We start from the raw sequence: 21,155 nt of genomic DNA on the forward strand, positions 1-21,155 counted from the left end.
GCATCTGCAACAGGGGCTCAGGCGCTTTGGCGCAGATGCTCCATGGCCCACACCGCCGCCTCTACCCGCGAACGCAGGCCGAGCTTGTGCAGCAGGTTTTTCACATGGACCTTGACCGTGCCCTCGGTGATGCCCAGCTTGTGGCCGATGACCTTGTTGCTGTAGCCGCTGGCGATGGTCTTGAGCACCTGGCGCTCGCGCTCGGTCAGCTCCACCTCCGGCTGGCGCGGCGGTGAGCGCAGGGCCTGGGCCATCACCCGGGTCAGCCCGGGGCTGATCACCAGGGCGCCGTTCATGGCGTCGCGGATATACTGGATCAACAGCTCCGGTTCCATGTCCTTGAGCAGGTAACCGTCGGCATCCAGGCGCAGGGCGTCGCGAATGTCGTCCTCGGCATCGGACACGGTGAACAGCAGCACCTTGCCGGCAAAGCCCTGGCTGCGCAGATGGCGCAGGGTTTCGATGCCGTTCATCTGCGGCATGTTGTTGTCCAGCAGCACCAGGTCCGGTTGCAGCGCCGGGATCAGGGCTAGGGCTTCTTCGCCGTGGCCGGCTTCGCCGACGATCTCGAAGTCGTCTTCCAGTTCGAGCATCTGGCGGATGCCGCGGCGCATCATCGGGTGGTCGTCGACCAGCAGGATTCGGTAGCGCGGGGAGGGGGTCATGCAGGGTTACCTTCTGTCAGGTGCCCGAGAAACTCCGGGCGAAATTCCATCTGTACCCGGGTGCCTTGCGGCTCCCGGCCAACAATCTGCAACTGGCCGCGCAGGCTGCGGGCCCGCTCGTCCATGATGTTCAGGCCGTGGTGTTCGCGCAGGTCGTGGGTGCCGCTGAAACCACGGCCGTCGTCCTCGATCGACAGGCAGACGGTTTCGCCATACTGGCGCAATTGCAGCCAGGCGTTCTGCGCATGGGCATGGCGCAGGCAGTTGGACAGCGCCTCGCGGGTGATCTGCAGGATGTGGATCTGCTCGCTGGCCGACAGCTCGAAGGCCAGGCTGTCGACGTGCAGGTGCACCTGGAATTCGCCACGGCGGGAGAACTCCTCGGCGGTGTCCTTGAGCTCCTGCACAAGGCCGGCGTCGTGAATCTGCAGGCGGAAGGTGGTGAGCAGTTCACGCAACTGGCGATAGGCGTTGTTCAGGCCTTCGCGCAGCTCGGCGGTGACGTTCTCCAGGGTCGCCACCGGCTCGCCACGACGCATCAACGTCTGCATGCGGCTGACCTGCAGCTTCATGTACGACAGCGCCTGGGCCAGGGAATCGTGCAGTTCGCGGGCGATGATCGCGCGCTCTTCGAGCAGCACCAGGCGGTGGTCCTGTTCACGCTGGCGCTTGAGCGACAGCGAGGTGCCGATCAGGTTGGCCAGGGCCTGGATCAGCTCGGTCTCCCAGGCTTGCGGCTCGTGGCCGTCGATAAAGTGCGCCTTCAGCTCACCGAGGGTACTGCCCTGGTTGCTGATGCTGAACGTGTGATGGTGGGTGCGCTGGTGGCGTTGGCAGCTGGCGCAATCGCTGCTGGCGCAGATCTTGCGGCTGTCGGCGCCATGCAGGGCCAGCAGTTGTTGGGCCGGGGCCTGTAACTGGCCTTGCAGGCACAGCGACAGGCGCAGGCCCGGCAAGCGTTGCTGAAAGCGCCGGATCAGCTCATCCAGGCCCTCGGCGTTGGCCAGCCGGGTGGCCAGGCTGCGGCTGCTTTGGTACAGCAGCTCGAGGGCGGCGTTGGCCTGCTGCAGGTTGAGGGTTTTTTGCCGGACTTGGGTTTCCAGGGTGCGGTGGGATTGTTCGATGGTCTCGGCCATGGCGTTGAAACTGGTGGCCAGCTCGCCGAGCTCGTCCTCGGACTGGTGGTTGACCCGCGCCTGGAACTCGCCGCGGCGAAAGCGCTGGGTGGCGTCCACCAACTCTTTCAACGGTGTGATGACGTTGTATTGCAGCTCGTACAGGCCGAACAGCAGGACGATCATGGTGGTGAACAGCGCCGCGCCCTGGATCACCTGTTGCCAGCCCTGCTTGTGTTCGCTCTGGCGCTGCAGCAGGTTGACGAACTGATTGAGCTGGTTGACGAAGGGCAGGGTACTGGCCTGAAAAGCCGTGGCGTCACCACGTTGCAAGGCCGGCAGCAGGGTCTGCTGCCAGTACTGCTGCAATTGCTGGTAGCTGGCCTGCAGCTCGAGGTTGTTGCCGTCTTCGAGCACGGCTATGAGCGCCTGACTGTTGAGCCGCTGCTGCAGGCTGTCGCGAATGCGTTCGAGGTCGGCGCGCTCGGCGCCGGCGGCCAGCTTCCAGCTCAGGTGGTAGGTCTCCATGCGCACGGAGCCGGCGGTGTTGATGGCGGCGGCATCGCCCTGGCTGAACCAGGCGATCAGGCCGGCACTGAGCGAACTGGCCAGGGCCAGCACGGCGATCAGAATCACCGCCAGGCCCGCGCGCGCGGGCAACGAGCTGCGCAGCCAGCCGATCATGGACGCGGGCCAGGGGTGAGGAGGGGAAAACGGTACATGGAGCACTCCAGGGTGTTGCAACTGATCGTTTCGCAGCCTGTCCCTGGCGCTCTACCTCTAAAGAGTTTTCAACCGCCAGTTTTACCGCCAAGCCCGGTGGGAAACTGGCAACACCCTGATAAACAAAGGGTTTAGAGGTTTTTCGGTGCTACCTCGTTGGAGGTAGGCAGTACAAGCATAGGCCCAGGGGCGCCAGGGCTTCTTTGATCGGGGTCAAGTTTTCTCGGGGTTTGCCTCTCTAGTCTGCCGGCCATGGCTACCTGACTGGAGACCCAAGATGACTCAACCGCGAATACGCCAAGGCCTGGTGCTGGGCATGAGTACGCTGGCCTTCACCGTCTGCTTCATGGTCTGGATGATGTTTGCCGTGCTCGGCGTGCCGATCAAGGAACTGCTGCAGCTCAACGAAACCCAGTTCGGCCTGCTGGCCGCCACCCCGGTGCTGACCGGCTCGCTGGTGCGCTTGCCGCTGGGCATGCTCACCGACCGCTTCGGCGGGCGCAGTGTGTTCTTTCTGCTGATGCTGGCCTGCGTGCTGCCGCTGTACCTGATCAGCCACGCCAGCGCCTATTGGCAGTTCCTGGTCCTGGGCTTGTTCGTCGGGCTTGCCGGTGGCTCGTTCTCGGTCGGCATCGCTTATGTCGCCAAGTGGTTCGAGCAGGACAACCAGGGCCTGGCCATGGGCATCTTCGGCGCCGGCAACGCCGGGGCGGCGGTGACCAAGTTCCTCGCCCCGGCGTTGATTGCCGCCGGCAGCTGGCAACTGGTACCGAAGGTGTTCAGCGCCATCCTGTTCATCACTGCCTTGCTGTTCTGGTTTCTCAGTGCCGACAACAAGGCCCACCGCAGCGCTTCGGGGGCGAGCCTGGGCGAACAGCTCAAGGCCCTGGCCGAGCCTGCGGTGTGGCGCTACTGCCAGTACTACTCGATCGTCTTCGGCGGTTACGTGGCCCTGGCGCTGTGGATGACCAAGTACTACGTCCAGGAATACGGCTTCAGCCTGCAAAGCGCGGCGTTGCTGGCCGCCTGCTTCTCGCTGCCGGGCGGGGTGCTGCGCGCCGTCGGTGGCTGGATGTCCGACCGCTGGGGCGCGCAGAGCGTGACCTGGTGGGTGCTGTGGGTCAGCTGGATCTGCCTGTTCCTGCTGTCGTACCCGCAAACCCAGCTGCAGGTGCAGACCATCAACGGCCCGTTGGACTTTCACATCGGCCTGAACCCGGCGCTGTTCACCGTGCTGCTGTTCGTCATGGGCATCGCCTTCGCCTTCGGCAAGGCCTCGGTGTTCAAGTACATCGCCAACGATTACCCGCACAACATGGGCGCGGTGTCCGGCATCGTCGGCCTGGCCGGCGGCCTGGGCGGCTTCATCCTGCCGATTCTGTTCGGCGCGCTGGTCGACCTCACCGGCGTGCGCTCCTCCTGCTTCATGTTGATGTACGGCGTGGTCTGGGTGTCGCTCACCTGGATGTACTTCAGCGAAATCCGCAAGCGCCCGCTGCTGGGCAAACAGCCTCCAGCGACCGCGTCCCCGTTTTCCAGCATTGCCCAAGGAGAAGACCATGTCGGTTCTTAACACGCCTGACAAAGGCCCGGTGATTCACGACTGGCGCCCGGAAGATCCCGCGTTCTGGGGCCGTAGCGGCAAAAAGACCGCTACCCGCAACCTGTGGATCTCGATCCCCGCACTGCTGCTGGCCTTTGCCGTGTGGATGGTGTGGAGCACGGTGATCGTGCGCCTGAATGCCATCGGCTTCAGCTTCAGCACCGACCAGCTGTTCTGGCTGGCGGCCTTGCCGGGGCTGTCGGGGGCGACCTTCCGGGTGTTCTACTCGTTCATGGTGCCGATCTTCGGCGGCCGCCGCTGGACCGCCCTGAGCACCGCCTCGCTGCTGGCGCCGTCGCTGTGGATGGGCTTTGCCGTGCAGGACCCGGGCACGCCCTACAGCGTGTTCGTGATGATTGCGCTGCTGTGCGGCTTTGGCGGCGGCAACTTCGCCTCGAGCATGTCCAACATCAGCTTCTTCTACCCCAAGTCGCAGCAGGGCACCGCCCTGGGCCTGAACGCCGGCCTGGGTAATCTCGGCGTCTCGGTGATGCAGTTCTGCGTGCCGCTGGTGATCACCTTCGGCCTGTTCGGTGCGTTCGGTGGCCAGCCGCAGGCGCTCGCCGACGGTGGCCAACTGTGGCTGCAGAACGCAGGCTTCATCTGGGTGCCGTTCATTATCCTGGTCACCTTGCTGGCCTGGTTCGGCATGAACGACCTGTCCAGCGCCAAGGCCTCGTTCAGCGAGCAGGCGGTGATCTTCAAGCGCAAGCACAACTGGCTGATGTGCTGGTTGTACCTGGCCACCTTCGGCTCGTTCATCGGCTTCTCGGCAGCCTTTCCGCTGCTGATCAAGACCGCCTTCCCGCAGGTCAACGCCCTGACCTTTGCCTTCTTAGGCCCGCTGGTCGGCGCCCTGGTACGCCCGCTGGGCGGCTGGCTGGCGGACAAGCTCGGTGGTGCGCGGGTGACCCTGTGGAACTTCGTGCTGATGATCGTCATGGTCTTCGGTGTGCTGGCGTTCATCCCCGCGCAGGGCGAGAGCGGCAACTTCTACGGTTTTCTCGGCATGTTCATGCTGCTGTTCATCACCACCGGCATCGGCAACGGTTCGACCTTTCGCATGATCCCGGTGATTTTCCGCACCCTGCACGAAAAAGCCGCCAGCGGCAAAGGCGCCGCCGCCCGCGAACAAGCGCTCAAGGACGCCGGCAAGGAGTCGGCCGCGGTGCTCGGCTTCAGCTCGGCCATGGGCGCTTTCGGCGCGTTCTTCATTCCCAAGACCTTTGGCTCTTCCATGGCCCTGACCGGTGGCCCGCAGATGGCCTTCTACATGTTCGTCGGCTTCTACCTGAGCTGCATCGTCGTGACCTGGTGGTGGTACGCGCGTAAAGGCGCCGCGACGCCCTGCTGACATGACCCCGAATTCACATCTTGCACGGGCGGGGCACAGAACCCCGCAGCAAGCCTGAGAGGAAAGCACCATGAGTCATTTACTGGATCAACTGCGGTTCTTCAACCGCAAGCAAGGCGAGTTTGCCCAGGGGCATGGCGAGACCCGCAAGGAGTCGCGCGACTGGGAGAACGTCTACCGTTCGCGCTGGCAGTACGACAAGATCGTGCGCTCCACCCACGGGGTCAACTGCACCGGCTCCTGCTCGTGGAAAATCTACGTGAAGAACGGCCTGATCACCTGGGAAACCCAGCAGACCGACTACCCGCGTACCCGTAACGATCTGCCCAACCACGAGCCACGCGGTTGCCCGCGCGGTGCCAGCTACAGCTGGTACATCTACAGCGCCAACCGCCTGAAGTACCCGAAGATCCGCAAGCCGCTGCTCAAGCTGTGGCGCGAGGCGCGCCAGAGCATGGCGCCGGTCGAGGCCTGGGCGTCCATCGTCGAGAACAAGGCCAAGGCTGACAGCTACAAGAGCAAGCGCGGCATGGGCGGCTTCATTCGCTCCAGCTGGGATGAAGTCACCGAGATCATCGCCGCCGCCAACGTCTACACCATCAAGCAGTACGGCCCCGACCGGGTGGTGGGCTTCTCGCCGATCCCGGCGATGTCGATGGTCAGCTACGCCGCCGGTGCCCGTTACCTGTCGCTGCTGGGCGGCACCTGCCTGAGCTTCTACGACTGGTACTGCGACCTGCCGCCGGCTTCACCAATGGTCTGGGGCGAACAGACCGACGTGCCGGAGTCGGCCGACTGGTACAACTCCAACTACATCATCGCCTGGGGCTCGAACGTTCCACAAACCCGCACCCCCGATGCGCACTTCTTTACCGAAGTGCGTTACAAGGGCACCAAGACCGTGGCCATCACCCCCGACTATTCGGAAGTGGCCAAGCTCACCGACCTCTGGCTCAACCCCAAGCAGGGCACCGACGCCGCCCTGGCCCAGGCCTTCAACCATGTGATCTTCAAAGAATTTCACCTGGACCAGCCAAGCGCCTACTTCACCGAGTACGCCAAGCGCTATACCGACCTGCCGGTGCTGGTGCTGCTCAAGCCGATGCTCGGTACCGCACCGGGCAACGGTTACCAGCCGGACCGCTTCCTGCGCGCCTCGGACCTGGCCGACAACCTCGGCCAGGACAACAACCCGGAATGGAAAACCATCGCCGTCGATGCCGGCGGCGAGCTGGTCTCGCCCCAGGGCTCGATCGGCTATCGCTGGGGCGAGCAGGGCAAGTGGAACATCCTGGCCCGTGAAGGCGGCGAGGGCCGCGAGATCGACCTGACCCTGAGCCTGATTGGCGGCGATGTCGCGGAAGTGGCCTTCCCGTATTTCGCCGGTGAAAGCCAGGAGCACTTCCAGCATGTCGCCGGCGATGCGGTGCAGTACCGCCGCGTGCCGGTGCGCAGCCTGACCCTGGCCGACGGCAGCCAGGTCAAGGTGGCGACCGTGTTCGACCTGTCGGCGGCCAACCTTGCCATCGACCGTGGCCTGGGTGGCGCCAACGTCGCCCGCGACTATGACGATGCCAGCGTGCCCGGCACCCCGGCCTGGCAGGAGCAGATCACCGGTGTCAGCCGCGAGAAGGCCATCCAGATCGCCCGCGAGTTTGCCGACAACGCCGACAAGACCCGTGGCCGCTCGATGATCATCGTCGGGGCGGCGATGAACCACTGGTACCACATGGACATGAACTACCGCGGGCTGATCAACATGCTCATGCTCTGCGGTTGCGTCGGCCAGACCGGTGGCGGTTGGGCCCACTACGTCGGCCAGGAGAAACTGCGCCCGCAGTGCGGCTGGCTGCCACTGGCCTTCGGCCTGGACTGGAGCCGGCCGCCACGGCAGATGAACGGCACCAGTTTCTTCTATGCCCACAGCTCGCAATGGCGCCACGAGAAGATGAGCATGCACGACGTGCTCTCGCCACTGGCCGACAAGCGCCAGTTCCCCGAACACGCCCTGGACTACAACATCCGCGCCGAACGCGCCGGCTGGCTGCCCAGCGCGCCACAGCTCAACACCAACCCGTTGCACATCTGCCGTGACGCTGCGGCGGCCGGTATGGCGCCCAAGGACTACGTGGTCAAGGGCCTGCACGAAGGCAGCCTGCGCTTTGCCTGCGAACAGCCCGACAACCCGGTCAACTTCCCGCGCAACATGTTCATCTGGCGTTCCAACCTGCTGGGCTCGTCGGGCAAGGGCCACGAGTACATGCTCAAGTACCTGCTGGGCACCCGCAACGGGGTGATGAACGAAGACATCGGCCAGGTCGGCGACTGCAAGCCGCAAGAGGCCGAATGGGTCGACGAGGGCGCCATCGGCAAGCTCGACCTGGTCACCACCCTGGATTTCCGCATGTCCTCGACCTGCGTGTATTCCGACATCGTCCTGCCGACCGCGACCTGGTACGAGAAGGACGACATGAACACCTCGGACATGCACCCCTTCATCCACCCGCTGTCGGCAGCGATTGACCCGGCCTGGGAATCGCGTTCGGACTGGGAGATCTACAAAGGCATCGCCAAGGCCTTCTCGGCCATGGCCGAAGGGCACCTGGGCATCGAGCAGGACCTGGTCACCGTACCGCTGATGCATGACAGCGTCGGCGAACTGGCCCAGCCGTTTGGCGGCACCGACTGGAAAACCGCCGGCGTCGCTCCGCAGCCGGGCAAGAACGCGCCGAACCTGCAGGTGGTCGAGCGTGATTACCCGAACATCTACAAGCAGTTCACCTCGCTTGGCCCACTGCTGGAAAAACTCGGCAACGGCGGCAAGGGCATCAACTGGAACACCGATGAGGAAGTGAAGTTCCTCGGTGAGCTGAACTACCGCGAAGTGGAGGCGGGCATCAGCCAGGGCCGGCCGAAGATCGACACCGCCATCGACGCCGCCGAGGTGATCCTCTCGCTGGCACCGGAAACCAATGGCCATGTCGCGGTCAAGGCCTGGGCGGCACTGTCGCAATTCACCGGCATCGACCACAGCCACCTGGCGCTGTCCAAGGCCCACGAAGCGATCCGCTTTCGCGATATCCAGGCGCAGCCGCGCAAGATCATCTCCAGCCCGACCTGGTCGGGGCTCGAGGATGATCATGTCAGCTACAACGCCGGCTACACCAACGTGCACGAGAACATCCCGTGGCGGACCATCACCGGCCGCCAGCAGTTCTACCAGGATCACCCGTGGATGCAGGCGTTCGGCGAGCAGTTGATGAGCTACCGGCCACCGGTCAACACCCGCACCATCGCCGGGGTGAAAGGCAAGCGCAGCAACGGCGAGACCGAGATCGTTCTCAACTGGATCACCCCGCACCAGAAGTGGGGCATCCACAGCACCTACAGCGACAACCTGCTGATGCTCACCCTCAGCCGCGGCGGGCCGATCGTCTGGCTCTCGGAAATCGACGCGAAGAAGGCCGGCATCGAGGACAACGACTGGATCGAGTGCTTCAACGCCAACGGCGCGCTGACCGCGCGGGCGGTGGTCAGCCAGCGGGTCAAGGAAGGCATGGTGATGATGTACCACGCCCAGGAACGGATCGTGAACGTGCCAGGCGCCGAGACCACCAAGACCCGCGGCGGCCACCACAACTCGGTCACCCGCGTGGTGCTCAAGCCGACCCACATGATCGGCGGTTATGCCCAACAGGCCTATGGCTTCAACTATTACGGCACGGTCGGCTGCAACCGCGACGAATTCGTCGTGGTGCGCAAGATGGCCAAGGTCGACTGGCTCGACGGTTCGCGCGGCGATGAGCTGCCAGGTCCGCTGCCGACCGAGATGGAATGAGGAGTGCTGTCATGAAGATCCGTTCACAAATTGGCATGGTCCTGAACCTGGACAAATGCATCGGTTGCCACACTTGCTCGATCACCTGCAAGAACGTCTGGACCAGCCGCGAAGGCATGGAGTACGCCTGGTTCAACAACGTTGAATCCAAGCCCGGGGTCGGCTACCCGAAAGAGTGGGAAAACCAGGACAAGTGGAAGGGCGGCTGGGTGCGCAACGCCAACGGCTCGATCAACCCGCGCATCGGCGGCAAGTTCCGGGTGCTGGCGAACATCTTCGCCAACCCCGACCTGCCGAGCCTGGATGACTACTACGAGCCGTTCGACTTCGACTACCAGCACCTGCACACCGCGCCGCTGGGCGAGCACCAACCGACGGCGCGGCCGCGCTCGGTGGTGTCCGGCAAGCGCATGGAGAAGATCGAGTGGGGCCCGAACTGGGAAGAAATCCTCGGCACCGAGTTCGCCAAGCGGCGCAAGGACAAGAACTTCGACCAGATCCAGGCCGACATCTACGGGGAGTACGAAAACACCTTCATGATGTACCTGCCGCGCCTGTGCGAGCACTGCCTGAACCCGGCGTGCGCGGCGTCCTGCCCGAGCGGGGCGATCTACAAGCGCGAGGAGGACGGCATCGTTCTCATCGACCAGGAAAAATGCCGCGGCTGGCGCATGTGCATCAGCGGCTGCCCGTACAAGAAGATTTACTTCAACTGGAAGAGCGGCAAGTCGGAAAAATGCATCTTCTGCTACCCGCGCATCGAAGCGGGCATGCCCACCGTGTGTGCCGAAACCTGCGTCGGCCGTATCCGCTACCTCGGCGTGCTGCTGTATGACGCCGACCGCATCAGCGAGGTGGCCAGCACCGCCAACGAGCACGACCTGTACGAGAAGCAGCTGGAAATCTTCCTCGACCCCAACGACCCGGCGGTGATCCGCCAGGCCCTGGCAGACGGCGTGCCGCAGTCGGTGATCGACGCCGCACAACGCTCGCCGGTGTACAAGATGGCCGTCGACTGGAAGCTGGCGCTGCCGCTGCACCCGGAATACCGCACCTTGCCGATGGTCTGGTACGTACCGCCGCTGTCGCCGATCCAGAACGCTGCGGCCGCTGGCACCGTGGGCATGAACGGGGTGATCCCGGATGTCGACAGCCTGCGCATTCCGCTGCGCTACCTGGCCAACCTGCTGACCGCCGGCGACGAAAAACCGGTGAAACGCGCCCTCAAGCGCCTGCTGGCCATGCGCGCCTACAAGCGCGCCGAACAGGTCGAAGGCGTGCAGGACCTCAAGGTGCTCAGTGACGTCGGCTTGAGCGTCAACCAGGTCGAGGAGATGTACCGCTACCTGGCCATCGCCAACTACGAGGACCGCTACGTGGTACCCAGTGCCCACCGCGAAGAAGCCATGAGCGATGCCTTCGCCGAGCGCTCCGGTTGCGGCTTCAGTTTCGGCAGCGGCTGCAGTGGCAGCTCGGACACCAACATGTTCGGGGCGAAGAAGGCCAACCGCCGCGACATCCTCAAAACCGTACAGCTGTGGGAGGACTGAGCATGCGCATCCTTAAAGTGATTTCGCTGCTGCTCGATTACCCGAGCGAAACCCTGGTGGCCGGCCGCGACGAGCTGGAGCAGGCGATCATCCAGGCGCGGGAAATCAGCCCGCGCCAGCGCGGCGCCCTGTTCGAGTTGCTGGAGCTGATCTGCAACAACGACCTGATGGATGGCCAGGAACATTACGGCGCGCTGTTCGGTCGTGGCCGCTCGTTGTCGCTGTTGCTGTTCGAGCATGTGCATGGCGAGTCCCGCGACCGCGGCCAGGCCATGGTCGACATGCTCGCCCAGTATGAAGACGCGGGCTTTGCCATCGGCGTCAAGGAGCTGCCGGACTACATTCCGCTGTACCTGGAATACCTCTCGACCCGCGAAGACCTCGAGGCCCGCGAGGGCCTGGCCGATGTCGCGCACCTGCTGGCGCTGCTTGCCGCACGCCTGGAGGAGCGCGAGAGCGCCTACGCCAGTTGCTTCCGGGCGCTGCTGCAGATTGCCGGCGCCGAGCCGCACCAGGCGGTGGCCGACCTGCGCGAGCAGGTGGCCGCCGAGCAACGCGACGACTCCCTCGAAGCCCTGGACAAGATCTGGGAGGAAGAGGCCGTGGACTTTCTCAAGGCCGAACAGCAGGAGCGTTGCAGCTCAATGCCAAGTGCCCCGGGCAAGGCGCGCGAAGAGAGCGCGGTACCGCTGCACTGGGTCGATTTTCAGCATCAAGGCCAGGCCGGCGCGCCGGTCGGGGAGGTGGGTAATGTCTAAGTGGAACCTGTTGTTGTTCGGGATTTATCCCTACGTGGCGCTGGCCATCTGCTTGCTCGGCAGCTGGGCGCGCTTTGACCTCTCGCAATACAGCTGGAAGGCCGGCTCCAGCCAGATGCTCGACAAGCGCGGCATGCGCGTGGCGAGCAACTTCTTTCACATCGGCGTGCTGTTCGTGCTGGCGGGGCATTTTGTCGGCCTGCTGACCCCTGCGTCGGTCTATCACCATGTGATCAGCACCGAGCACAAGCAACTGCTGGCGATGGTCTCCGGTGGCTTCTTCGGCCTGCTGTGCCTGATCGGCCTGATCATGCTGCTGCACCGGCGGCTGACTGAGCCGCGGGTACGCGCCACCTCCAGCACCTCGGACATTCTCATCCTGCTGGTGTTGCTGGCGCAGCTGGTGCTCGGCCTGCTGACCATCGTTGCCTCCACCGGCCATATGGATGGTTCGGTCATGGTCATGCTCGCCGACTGGGCGCAGAACACCGTGTTGCTGCGGCCGGTGGACGCGGCGGCGGCGATTGCCCCGGTAAGCCTGGTGTACAAGCTGCACGTGCTGCTGGGCCTGACCCTGTTCGTGCTGTTCCCGTTCACCCGCCTGGTGCACATCATCAGCGCACCGGTGTGGTACCTGGGCCGGCGTTATCAAATCGTGCGGCAGAAAGCCTGAGGAGGTTGCCATGACTAGCGGATGCGGATGTGGTGGCGGTAATGGTGGTGGCGGTGGCTGCGCTTTGTCGACGCCGCCTGTGCCCGAGGCGGGCGAGCAGGCGGTGGCGGTCGAGGTGCCCGCGCAACTGATCGCCAGCAGCGAGCAGGAGTGGCCGGTGATCAGCGTCAATGGCGTCGCCATCGGCCCCGAGGCCTTGGCCCAGGAGCTGCAGTACCACCCGGCGGTCGATCGCGAGGAGGCCATGTACATGGCCGCCCGCGCCCTGGTGATCCGCGAGCTGATGCAGCAGCGGATTGCCGAGTTGGGGCTGTCGGTGCAGGTTGGCGCCGGCGAGAACCAAGAGGAAGCCGCCACGCGCCTGTTGCTGGAGCGCGAAGTGCAGGTGCCGGTGTGTGACGAGGCCACCTGCCTGCGTTATTACGACAGCAACCGCGGGCGCTTTCACAGCGCACCGCTGCTGGCGGTGCGGCACATCCTGCTCGAATGCGCGCCGGACGATGCCGAGGCGCGCAGCCTGGCGCTGGTGCAGGCCGAGATTCTCCATGAGCGCCTGATGCAGTTCCCCGAGCAGTTCGCCGAGCTTGCGCAGAAGTACTCGGCCTGCCCGTCGAAGGCCCAGGGCGGTGAGCTGGGACAGATCAGCAAGGGCCAGACCGTGCCGGAGCTGGAACGCCAACTGTTCACCCTGGCGCCGGGGCTGGCCGTCAAGCCGCTGGAAAGCCGCTACGGCTGGCACCTGGTCAGTGTCGACCAGCGCATCGAAGGCCAGGCCTTGCCGTACGAGGCAGTGGCCACGGCGATTCGCACCCAGTTGCAGCAGGGCGTGTGGCAAAAGGCGTTGGTGCAGTACCTGCAAACCCTGATCGGTGCCGCCGATATTCGCGGCATCCGCTTGCAGGGCGCCGACTCACCGCTGGTGCAATAAGGGGACGGTGATGAGCACTGTGATGCAGGACGGCTTCGGGCGGCAGATCGATTACTTGCGCATGTCGGTGACCGATCGCTGTGATTTTCGCTGTGTGTACTGCATGGCCAAGCACATGACCTTCCTGCCGCGCCAGCAGGTGCTGACCCTTGAGGAGTTGCAGCGCCTGGCCACGCTGTTCGTTGGCCAGGGCGTGCGCAAGATCCGCCTGACCGGCGGCGAACCGTTGATTCGCCCCGGTATCGTCGAGCTGTGCCGTCACATGAGTGCCTTGCCGGGCCTGCGCGAACTGGTGATGACCAGCAATGGTTCGCAACTGCAGCGCCTGGCCCGGCCGCTGGTAGACGCCGGGGTCAAGCGCATGAACATCAGCCTCGACAGCCTGGACGGCGAACGCTTCCGGGCGATTACCCGCAATGGCGATCTCGATCAGGTCCTGCGCGGCATCGAGGCGGCGGGTGATGCCGGCTTCGAGGGCGTCAAGCTCAACTGCGTGGTGATGAAAGGGCGCAACTTCGATGAAGTATTGCCCCTGGTGCAGTACGCCATCGACCAGCGCATCGACATCACCTTCATCGAGGAGATGCCCTTGGGCGACGTTGGCCGTTCGCGCGGCGAGTCGTTCTGCGCCAGCGACGAGGTGCGGGCGCTGATTGCCAGCCGCCACGCCCTGCTCGACAGCGCCGAGCACAGCGGCGGGCCGGCGCGCTACGTGCGTCTGGCGCAGCACCCGGCGACCCGCATCGGTTTTATCTCGCCCAACAGCCACAACTTCTGCGCCAGCTGCAACCGGGTGCGGATGACGGTGGAAGGGCGCTTGTTGCTGTGCCTGGGGCAGGAGGACTCGCTGGATTTACGCGGCTTGTTGCGCCGCTATCCGCTGGATGACCAGCCGATTGTCAGCGCGCTGCAACAGGCGTTGCGGCGCAAACCCTTGCGCCATGATTTCAACCCGCAGGGGGAGGTGCAGATCTTGCGGTTCATGAACATGAGCGGCGGGTGAGGGTGGCCGTCAGGGCCTCATCGCGGGGCAAGCCCGCTCCCACCCTGTAGGAGCGGGCTTGCCCCGCGATTCTTGATATCGATCAATTTCTTCCACCCGCTTTACCCGTAGCCTTCACTGCATATTGTGTTTCTAAATAAATAAACACCTATATGTAGTGTCTGGAGGGCAAATGCACAGCACGCTGATCAGGGTAGGGCATAACCGGTTGCACAAGCGCGATGGCAGCCTGGTGGCCTTTGACGCGGACAAGATCCGCCAGGCGTTGATCGCCGCCGGCAAGGCCACCGGCGAATACGCCGAAGCCGAGGCGGACGGTTTACTCGATGCCGTGCTTGCCCATCTGGAGGGCTATTCGAAACTGCACGTCGAACAGATCCAGGACCGGGTCGAGCGGGTATTGATGGACGCCGGCCATTTCCTTTCGCTACGCGCCTATATCGTCTACCGCGAACAGCACGGGCGCCTGCGCCGCGATCGCAAGACCCTGGTCGAGGTGGCCACCTCGATGAACGAGTACCTCAACCGCGAAGACTGGCGGGTGCAGGCCAACGCCAACCAGGGTTACTCCCTCGGCGGCCTGGTACTCAATGTCTCCGGCAAGGTCACTGCCAACTACTGGCTCGACGAGGTCTACAGCGAAGCCATCGGCCGCGCCCACCGCGAGGCCGACCTGCATATCCACGACCTCGACATGCTCGCTGGCTACTGCGCCGGCTGGTCGCTGCGCAGCTTGCTGCACGAGGGCCTCAATGGCGTGCCGGGGCGGGTCGAGGCCGGGCCGCCCAAGCACTTGAGCAGCGCCTTGGGGCAGATGGTCAACTTTCTCGGCACCCTGCAGAACGAGTGGGCCGGGGCCCAGGCCTTCAGCTCGTTCGACACCTACCTCGCGCCCTATGTGCGCAAGGATCAATTGAGCTTTGAAGAGGTGCGCCAGGCCATCCAGGAGTTCATCTACAACCTCAACGTGCCGTCGCGCTGGGGCACGCAAACCCCCTTTACCAACCTGACCTTCGATTGGGTCTGCCCGCAGGACCTGCGCGAGCAGATCCCGGTGATCGGCGGTGAGGAAATGCCCTTTGCCTATGGCCAGCTGCAGGCCGAAATGGACCTGCTCAACCGCGCCTACATTGAAGTGATGCAGGCTGGCGACGCCAAGGGCCGGGTGTTCACCTTTCCGATTCCGACCTACAACATCACCCATGACTTCCCCTGGGACAGCGACAACGCCGAGCGCCTGTTCGCCATGACCGCCCGCTATGGCCTGCCGTACTTCCAGAACTTCCTCAACTCGGACATGCAGCCCAACCAGGTGCGCTCGATGTGTTGTCGCCTGCAGCTGGATGTGCGCGAGTTGCTCAAGCGCGGTGGCGGCCTGTTCGGTTCGGCCGAGCAGACCGGCTCGCTCGGCGTGGTGACGATCAACTGCGCGCGCCTGGGCTACCTGTACAAGGGCGACATCAGTGGCCTGCTGCAACGCCTGGACGCGCTGATGGAGCTGGCCATGGAGAGCCTTGAGGTCAAGCGCAAGGTCATCCAGCACCATATGGATGCCGGGCTCTATCCGTACACCAAGCGTTATCTGGGCACCTTGCGCAATCACTTCTCGACCATCGGCGTCAACGGCCTGCACGAGATGCTGCGCAACTTCAGCGATGACCAGATGGGCCTGCACACCGCCCAGGGCCGGCGCTTCGCCCTGAACCTGCTGGACCACGTGCGCGCCACCCTGGTGCGTTTCCAGGAAGAAACCGGCCACCTGTACAACCTTGAGGCCACCCCGGCCGAGGGCACCACCTACCGCTTTGCCAAGGAAGACCTCAAGCGCTTCCCCGACATCCTCCAGGCCGGCTGCAGCCAGGCGCCGTACTACACCAACTCCTCGCAGCTGCCGGTGGGCTACACCGACGACCCGTTCGAGGCCCTGGAACTGCAGGACGAGCTGCAATGCAAATACACCGGCGGCACCGTCCTGCACCTGTACATGGCCGAGCGGATCTCCTCGGCCCAGGCCTGCAAGCAACTGGTGCGCAGGGCCCTGGAGCGTTTTCGCCTGCCGTACCTGACGATCACCCCGACCTTCTCGATTTGCCCGGTACACGGCTACCTGGATGGCGAACACGAGTTCTGCCCCAAGTGCGACGAAGCGCTGCTGCTGGCCCAGCAGCAGGGCAGCGTGCACTGACCCCTTACCCTCAACCGCTAGGAGCTTCATCATGACTGCACAGCAAACCCCGGCCGTGGCGCAACGCCAACGGTGCGAAGTCTGGACCCGGGTCATGGGCTATCACCGCCCGGTGTCGGCGTTCAACCCCGGCAAACAGTCCGAGCACCACGAGCGGCTGCACTTCAATGAGGGTGCGGCAACGGCCGGGCATCCATGAATCGAGCGCTACGGGTCGGGGGCATGGTGCCCCTGACCACCCTCGATTACCCCGGCAGGCTGGCCTGTGTGCTGTTCTGCCAGGGCTGCGCCTGGCGCTGTCGTTACTGCCACAACCCGCAACTGATCCCGCCCCGGGGCAGCGATGAACTGCCCTGGGCGCAGGTGCTGACATTTTTGCAGCGGCGTCAGGGCCTGCTCGACGCCGTGGTGTTCAGCGGCGGCGAACCGACCCTGCAAGACAGCCTGGCCGAGGCCATGGCCCAAGTGCGGGCCATGGGTTTTGCCATCGGCCTGCACAGTGCCGGGATCAAGCCCGAGGCCTTTGCCCGGGTGCTGCCCGGCGCCGACTGGGTGGGCTTTGACGTCAAGGCGCTGGCCGAGGACGGCCAGACGGTCACCGGCGTGCGCGGCAGTGGCCAGGCCAACTGGCGCAGCCTCGACTACCTGCTGGCCAGCGGCGTCGACTACGAATGCCGCACCACGGTGCACTGGCACCTGATCGATCCCCCCCGACTCATCACCCTGGCCCGGCGCTTGAACGCGCTCGGGGTCAAACGCTTCGTCGTGCAGTTGGTGCGCACGGCACGCATGCTCGATGCGCAATTGCCCAGTGCTTCGGCACAAAGCTTGCTGCCTGAGCTGTGGGGCACCCTCCACGCGCTGTTTCCCGCGTTCGAAGTACGCGACTAGTAAGGCTTTGAAATGACCAGATTGACCACAGCACAACGTATCCTCATCGGCTTTGCCATCGCGCCCCTGGCGCTCCTGGGCCTGGCCTTCTATGCACTGCACGACCTGGCCACGCTCAAGGAGCAGGCGGTAGTGATCGTCAAACAGGATTGGCCGAAGATCGAGCCGATCATGGTCATCGCCACCGGTGTGCGCGACAACGCGCGCAACACCCGCGACCTGTTGCTGGACAAGGACAACCTGCAAGTACAGCAGGCCATCGACACCACCAAGCAGCGCATCACCCAGGCCCTGGCGACGCTCGAACCGTTGTTCTACCTGCCCGAAGGCAAGGCCGCCTATGCCGCCTTGAAAGCCAGCCGCGAAGCCTATGTCGCGGCGTTCACCCAGGTGCAGACGCTGATTCGCCAGGGCGACGCGCAGGCGGCAATGGCCCAGCTCAAGCAGCAGGTGGTGCCCGCCGAGCATGAGGTCTACAAGAACCTGGAAAGCCTGATGGCCCTGCAGGGGCAGATCTTCGTCGAGCGCGAGCAGGCCGCCCAGTCCCTGTACAACGATGCCCGGCTGAACATGCTCGGGCTGTTCGTGCTGTGCCTGCTGGCGGTGATCGCCGCCGCGTTGCTGGTGACCCGCAGCGTTACCCGGCCACTGGGCGGCGAGCCGGATACCGCCGCGCGGGTGCTCAGCCAGATCGCCCAGGGCGACCTGACCATCGAGGTGCCGACCCACGCCAGCGCCGACGGCAGCGTGATGCTCAACATGCACCACATGCAGCAGAGCCTGAACAGCATGGTCAAGCATATCGCCGCCTCGGTGGAGCGGGTGGCCAGCTCCTCCGAAGAGCTCAGCGCGGTCAGCAGCCAGACCAGCAGCAGCCTGCAGTTGCAGGGCCTGGAAATCGAACAGGCGGCTGCGGCGGTCAACGAGATGACCGCCGCAGTGGACGAGGTGGCGCGCAACGCGGTGAGCACCAGCGAGGCCTCGAAAGTATCCGAGCAAACCGCCCAGCGTGGCCGTGAGCAGGTGCGCGAGACGGTCGCCTCGATCACCGCGCTGGCCGACGGCGTCAACGATACCTCCGGGCGCATCCAGCAACTGGCCGGGCGCGTGCAGGACATCAGCACGGTGCTGGATGTGATCCGCAGCATCGCCGAGCAGACCAACCTGCTGGCGCTCAACGCCGCCATCGAAGCGGCCCGCGCCGGCGATGCCGGGCGCGGTTTTGCCGTGGTCGCCGACGAGGTGCGGGCCCTGGCCCATCGCACCCAGGTCTCGACCCAGGAGATCGAGCAGATGATCGGCAATATTCGTCAGGACACCGGCCAGGCGGTGACCGCCATGCTCAGCAGCAGCGAGTTGGTACACAGCACCCTGGAGGTGGCGCAGCGTGCCGGTGAAGCGCTGGAGGCGATCACCCAGTCGATCTCGCAGATCAACGAGCGCAACATGATGATCGCCAGCGCCACCGAAGAGCAGGCCCTGGTGGCCCGCGAGGTGGACCGCAACCTGGTGGGCATTCGCAACCTGTCCGAACAGGTGCTGCTCGGTGCGCAACACACCGACACCGCCGGCCATGACCTGGCGCAGATGGCCGGCAGCCTGAGCCAGACCGTGGCGCGCTTCAAGGTCTAGCTCCAGCCCCAGAACTGCAACCACCAGCCATGGCCCACTGCGGCGATGGCCAACAGCAGGCAAGCGCTGGCGCCGCAACGGCGCCAGCCACGGATGCGTTGCGCGGCCAGCAGCTTGCTCGCCAACAGCAGGCTCCAGCCCATGGCCGCGATCAACAACGTGGCCCTGGCCGGCTGTACCCACTCCAGCAGTAAGCCCTCAAAGCGCAGCAACTTCACCGTGGTGGCCGACAAGCCAAGGAACAGCCCCGCACCACCCAGGGGCGTCAGGCACAGGCTCAGGGGCCAATACAGGGCAGGATTGCCCGCCAGCCGCGCGGCCAGGCGCAGCAGGATCAGCAGCCCGCCGCCGAGCAGCAGGGCACTGCCACACAGGTACGTGACGATGCTGAAACCGTCGAGCCAGCTGAAACTGTCGTTGAGTTGCGGGTAATGGGTCAGCAGCCACCAGGGCGCGTTGTCCTGTAGCGGCCAGAGCAGCTCATGCTCCACCAGCCAGTTGGCCAGCCATTGCTTGAGGGTGATGAACCAGGGGCTGACTGTCCATTGGAAGGCGCCCATGGCCAGGCCGATCACCCCGAACAGCAGCAAGCGGGTGTCCCAGGGCGAGGGGGTGTGGGTGGCCGCTTCAAGTATCTCCTGGTTGCTGGAACGGGCGATCAGCTGCACCGCGCCGCGTTGCCCGCTGCAGCGGCCACAGGCATGGCAATCACGGGCGCCGCGCATCCGCCGGATGTCCAGCAGCGGGGCGCAGTTGGGCGGTGGCAGGCGTGGCCCGGCGTTGGCTTGCCAGCGCTGTTCATCGACCTGAAAGTGCACCGGCGCCAGCCGCGCCAACAGGGCGAAGACGCCGCTGACCGGGCACAGGTAACGGCACCAGATGCGCTTGCCGCGCACGAACAGCACACCGACCAGCACCGCCCCCAGGGTCGAGCCACCGAGAATCAGCAGCGCCGCCTGGGCGTAGTCATAGACGCTGATCAATTGGCCGTAGAGGGTGGTCAGGCAGAACGCCAGGGTGGGCCAGCCGCCCCAGCGCACCCAGCGCGGTACGCCCATGCCCTTGCCATACTGGCTGGCCCATTCGCTGAGCGCGCCTTCCGGGCAGAGCACGCCGCACCAAAGCCTGCCGAACAGCACGATCGACAGCAGCACGAATGGCCACCAGATACCCCAGAACAGGAACTGGGCGAACAGCGTCAGGTTGTCCAGCATCCGCGCCTGGCGATCCGGCAAGGGCAGCAGCGCCGGCAGCACCAGCAGCAGGGCATAGAACAGCACTACCGTCCATTGCAGCGTACGAATCACCCCGGCGTTGCGCCGCATGCCATCGCCCAGGCGCTGCAGCCAGCGGTTGCCCAGGCTCAGGCCGGACATGCTTGGGCGCCTGTTCTGCGTTGCAGCAGCCAGCAGCCGACACTCAGCCAGTAGCCGCAGAGCACCAGCAGGGTGAGGGCGCTGGGGCTGGCCCGGTAGCCGGCTATACCTGCGAGAAAACCGCCGACACCATGGCTGTCGCTGAGCCACAGGCTGCTGTCCCAGAGCGCATCACCGACCAGGGTATAGGCCATTTCCGGCAGGTCCATGGCCAGTAACTGGCCGCTGATGCGTTCGCTGGCACTGACCAGCAAGGCGGCGGCGAGCAACAGCAGAACGCCCTCGCTGAGGGCAAAGAAGCGTTGCCAGGACATCCATCGGCGACTGCCCTGCAACAGGGCGATGGTCAGGCCCGAGAGCACCAGCCCGGCAATGCCGCCAATAGCAAACAGGCCCAGTTGTGGCCCCTGCAGACGGGCGCCAGCGCCATACAGGAAGACCACGGTTTCGCTGCCTTCGCGGCTGACCGCAAGCATTGCCAGCAGCAACAGGCCGAGGCCGCCCTGACGCGTCAGTTGCCGGTCGGCCTGGCGCTGCAACTGGCCCTTGAGCGTACGCCCATGGCGATGCATCCAGCCGACCATCTGCACCATCAGCAGGCTCGCGACCAGCGCCAGGCCGGCCTGGAACCATTCGTTGGCGGCGCCGCTCATGGTCTCGCCGGCGTACAGGATCAGCACCGCCAGCAGGCCCGAGAGCAGCACGCCCAGGGCCACGCCCACCCAGAGAAAATTGAACAGGCGCCGGGCACCTTGTTGCTGGCCGGCCCAGGCCTGGAGAATGCCGATCACCAGCAAGGCCTCGACGCTTTCGCGCCAGACGATGAACAGTGCTTGATTCATGAAGCCTCCTGCACGCGGG

The 21,155-nt window shown here is 64.8% G+C and carries 16 protein-coding genes; 12 read left to right on the plus strand and 4 right to left on the minus strand.

The genetic code is table 11. The annotated features are described in order from the left end of the window. Window positions 1–17: 17 nt before the first annotated feature. Together narL and BV82_RS12565 are read right to left on the minus strand one after the other, a co-directional pair. On the minus strand, window positions 18–665 hold the full coding sequence (narL, locus tag BV82_RS12560) for a two-component system response regulator NarL (protein ID WP_010221939.1): 648 nt from the start codon (window positions 663–665) through the stop codon (window positions 18–20). After that, a complete protein-coding gene (locus BV82_RS12565; RefSeq protein ID WP_010221940.1) occupies window positions 662–2,464 on the minus strand; it encodes a HAMP domain-containing protein in 1,803 nt (600 codons plus the stop codon). The genes narL and BV82_RS12565 overlap by 4 nt, the downstream gene beginning before the upstream one ends. Window positions 2,465–2,780: 316 nt before the next feature. Here BV82_RS12565 and BV82_RS12570 point away from each other — a divergent pair, with 316 nt between their 5' ends. The 12 genes from BV82_RS12570 (at window position 2,781) to BV82_RS12625 (ending at window position 18,918) form a co-directional block, all read left to right on the plus strand. Next, window positions 2,781–4,076: an MFS transporter gene (locus BV82_RS12570; protein WP_010221942.1), complete on the plus strand. Its 1,296-nt coding sequence runs from the start codon at window positions 2,781–2,783 to the stop codon at window positions 4,074–4,076. Next, window positions 4,063–5,460: a NarK family nitrate/nitrite MFS transporter gene (locus BV82_RS12575; protein WP_036995877.1), complete on the plus strand. Its 1,398-nt coding sequence runs from the start codon at window positions 4,063–4,065 to the stop codon at window positions 5,458–5,460. Before BV82_RS12570 ends, BV82_RS12575 begins: the two co-directional genes overlap by 14 nt. Before the next feature lie 70 nt (window positions 5,461–5,530). Next, window positions 5,531–9,298 (plus strand): nitrate reductase subunit alpha, encoded by a 3,768-nt coding sequence (locus BV82_RS12580; protein ID WP_010221945.1) that lies wholly within the window; start codon window positions 5,531–5,533, stop codon window positions 9,296–9,298. Between the two features lie 11 nt (window positions 9,299–9,309). Beyond that, window positions 9,310–10,848, plus strand: coding sequence for a nitrate reductase subunit beta (gene narH, locus BV82_RS12585; protein ID WP_010221946.1), 1,539 nt, complete (start codon window positions 9,310–9,312; stop codon window positions 10,846–10,848). A 2-nt stretch (window positions 10,849–10,850) separates the two neighbouring features. Next, complete coding sequence (gene narJ, locus BV82_RS12590; RefSeq protein ID WP_010221947.1) at window positions 10,851–11,606, plus strand: nitrate reductase molybdenum cofactor assembly chaperone; 756 nt, start codon at window positions 10,851–10,853, stop codon at window positions 11,604–11,606. Beyond that, window positions 11,599–12,279, plus strand: a complete 681-nt coding sequence (gene narI / locus BV82_RS12595) for a respiratory nitrate reductase subunit gamma (protein WP_036995875.1) — start codon at window positions 11,599–11,601, stop codon at window positions 12,277–12,279. The genes narJ and narI overlap by 8 nt, the downstream gene beginning before the upstream one ends. 10 nt (window positions 12,280–12,289) lie before the next feature. Continuing rightward, complete coding sequence (locus BV82_RS12600; protein ID WP_036995873.1) at window positions 12,290–13,207, plus strand: peptidylprolyl isomerase; 918 nt, start codon at window positions 12,290–12,292, stop codon at window positions 13,205–13,207. Between the two features lie 10 nt (window positions 13,208–13,217). Then, window positions 13,218–14,210: a GTP 3',8-cyclase MoaA gene (gene moaA / locus BV82_RS12605; RefSeq protein ID WP_036995871.1), complete on the plus strand. Its 993-nt coding sequence runs from the start codon at window positions 13,218–13,220 to the stop codon at window positions 14,208–14,210. A 172-nt stretch (window positions 14,211–14,382) separates the two neighbouring features. Beyond that, a complete protein-coding gene (locus BV82_RS12610) occupies window positions 14,383–16,395 on the plus strand; it encodes a ribonucleoside triphosphate reductase (protein WP_010221952.1) in 2,013 nt (670 codons plus the stop codon). Between the two features lie 31 nt (window positions 16,396–16,426). After that, window positions 16,427–16,594 carry an anaerobic ribonucleoside-triphosphate reductase gene (nrdD, locus tag BV82_RS26520; RefSeq protein WP_010221953.1) on the plus strand — a complete coding sequence of 56 codons (168 nt, stop codon included), beginning with the start codon at window positions 16,427–16,429 and terminating at the stop codon, window positions 16,592–16,594. Further along, on the plus strand, window positions 16,591–17,286 hold the full coding sequence (locus BV82_RS12620; RefSeq protein ID WP_036995870.1) for an anaerobic ribonucleoside-triphosphate reductase activating protein: 696 nt from the start codon (window positions 16,591–16,593) through the stop codon (window positions 17,284–17,286). Before nrdD ends, BV82_RS12620 begins: the two co-directional genes overlap by 4 nt. A gap of 12 nt (window positions 17,287–17,298) precedes the next feature. Beyond that, the gene (locus tag BV82_RS12625) at window positions 17,299–18,918 is read left to right on the plus strand and encodes a methyl-accepting chemotaxis protein (protein WP_036995869.1); all 1,620 of its coding nucleotides are present in this window, start codon (window positions 17,299–17,301) and stop codon (window positions 18,916–18,918) included. Here BV82_RS12625 and BV82_RS12630 read toward each other — a convergent pair. Further along, complete coding sequence (locus BV82_RS12630; RefSeq protein WP_036995868.1) at window positions 18,915–20,294, minus strand: 4Fe-4S binding protein; 1,380 nt, start codon at window positions 20,292–20,294, stop codon at window positions 18,915–18,917. The genes BV82_RS12625 and BV82_RS12630 overlap by 4 nt on opposite strands. Beyond that, window positions 20,282–21,136: an FTR1 family iron permease gene (locus BV82_RS12635; protein WP_036995867.1), complete on the minus strand. Its 855-nt coding sequence runs from the start codon at window positions 21,134–21,136 to the stop codon at window positions 20,282–20,284. Before BV82_RS12635 ends, BV82_RS12630 begins: the two co-directional genes overlap by 13 nt. Window positions 21,137–21,155: the final 19 nt, after the last annotated feature.

The sequence above is a fragment of the Pseudomonas donghuensis genome, from assembly GCF_000696345.2.
Lineage (GTDB): Bacteria > Pseudomonadota > Gammaproteobacteria > Pseudomonadales > Pseudomonadaceae > Aquipseudomonas > Aquipseudomonas donghuensis.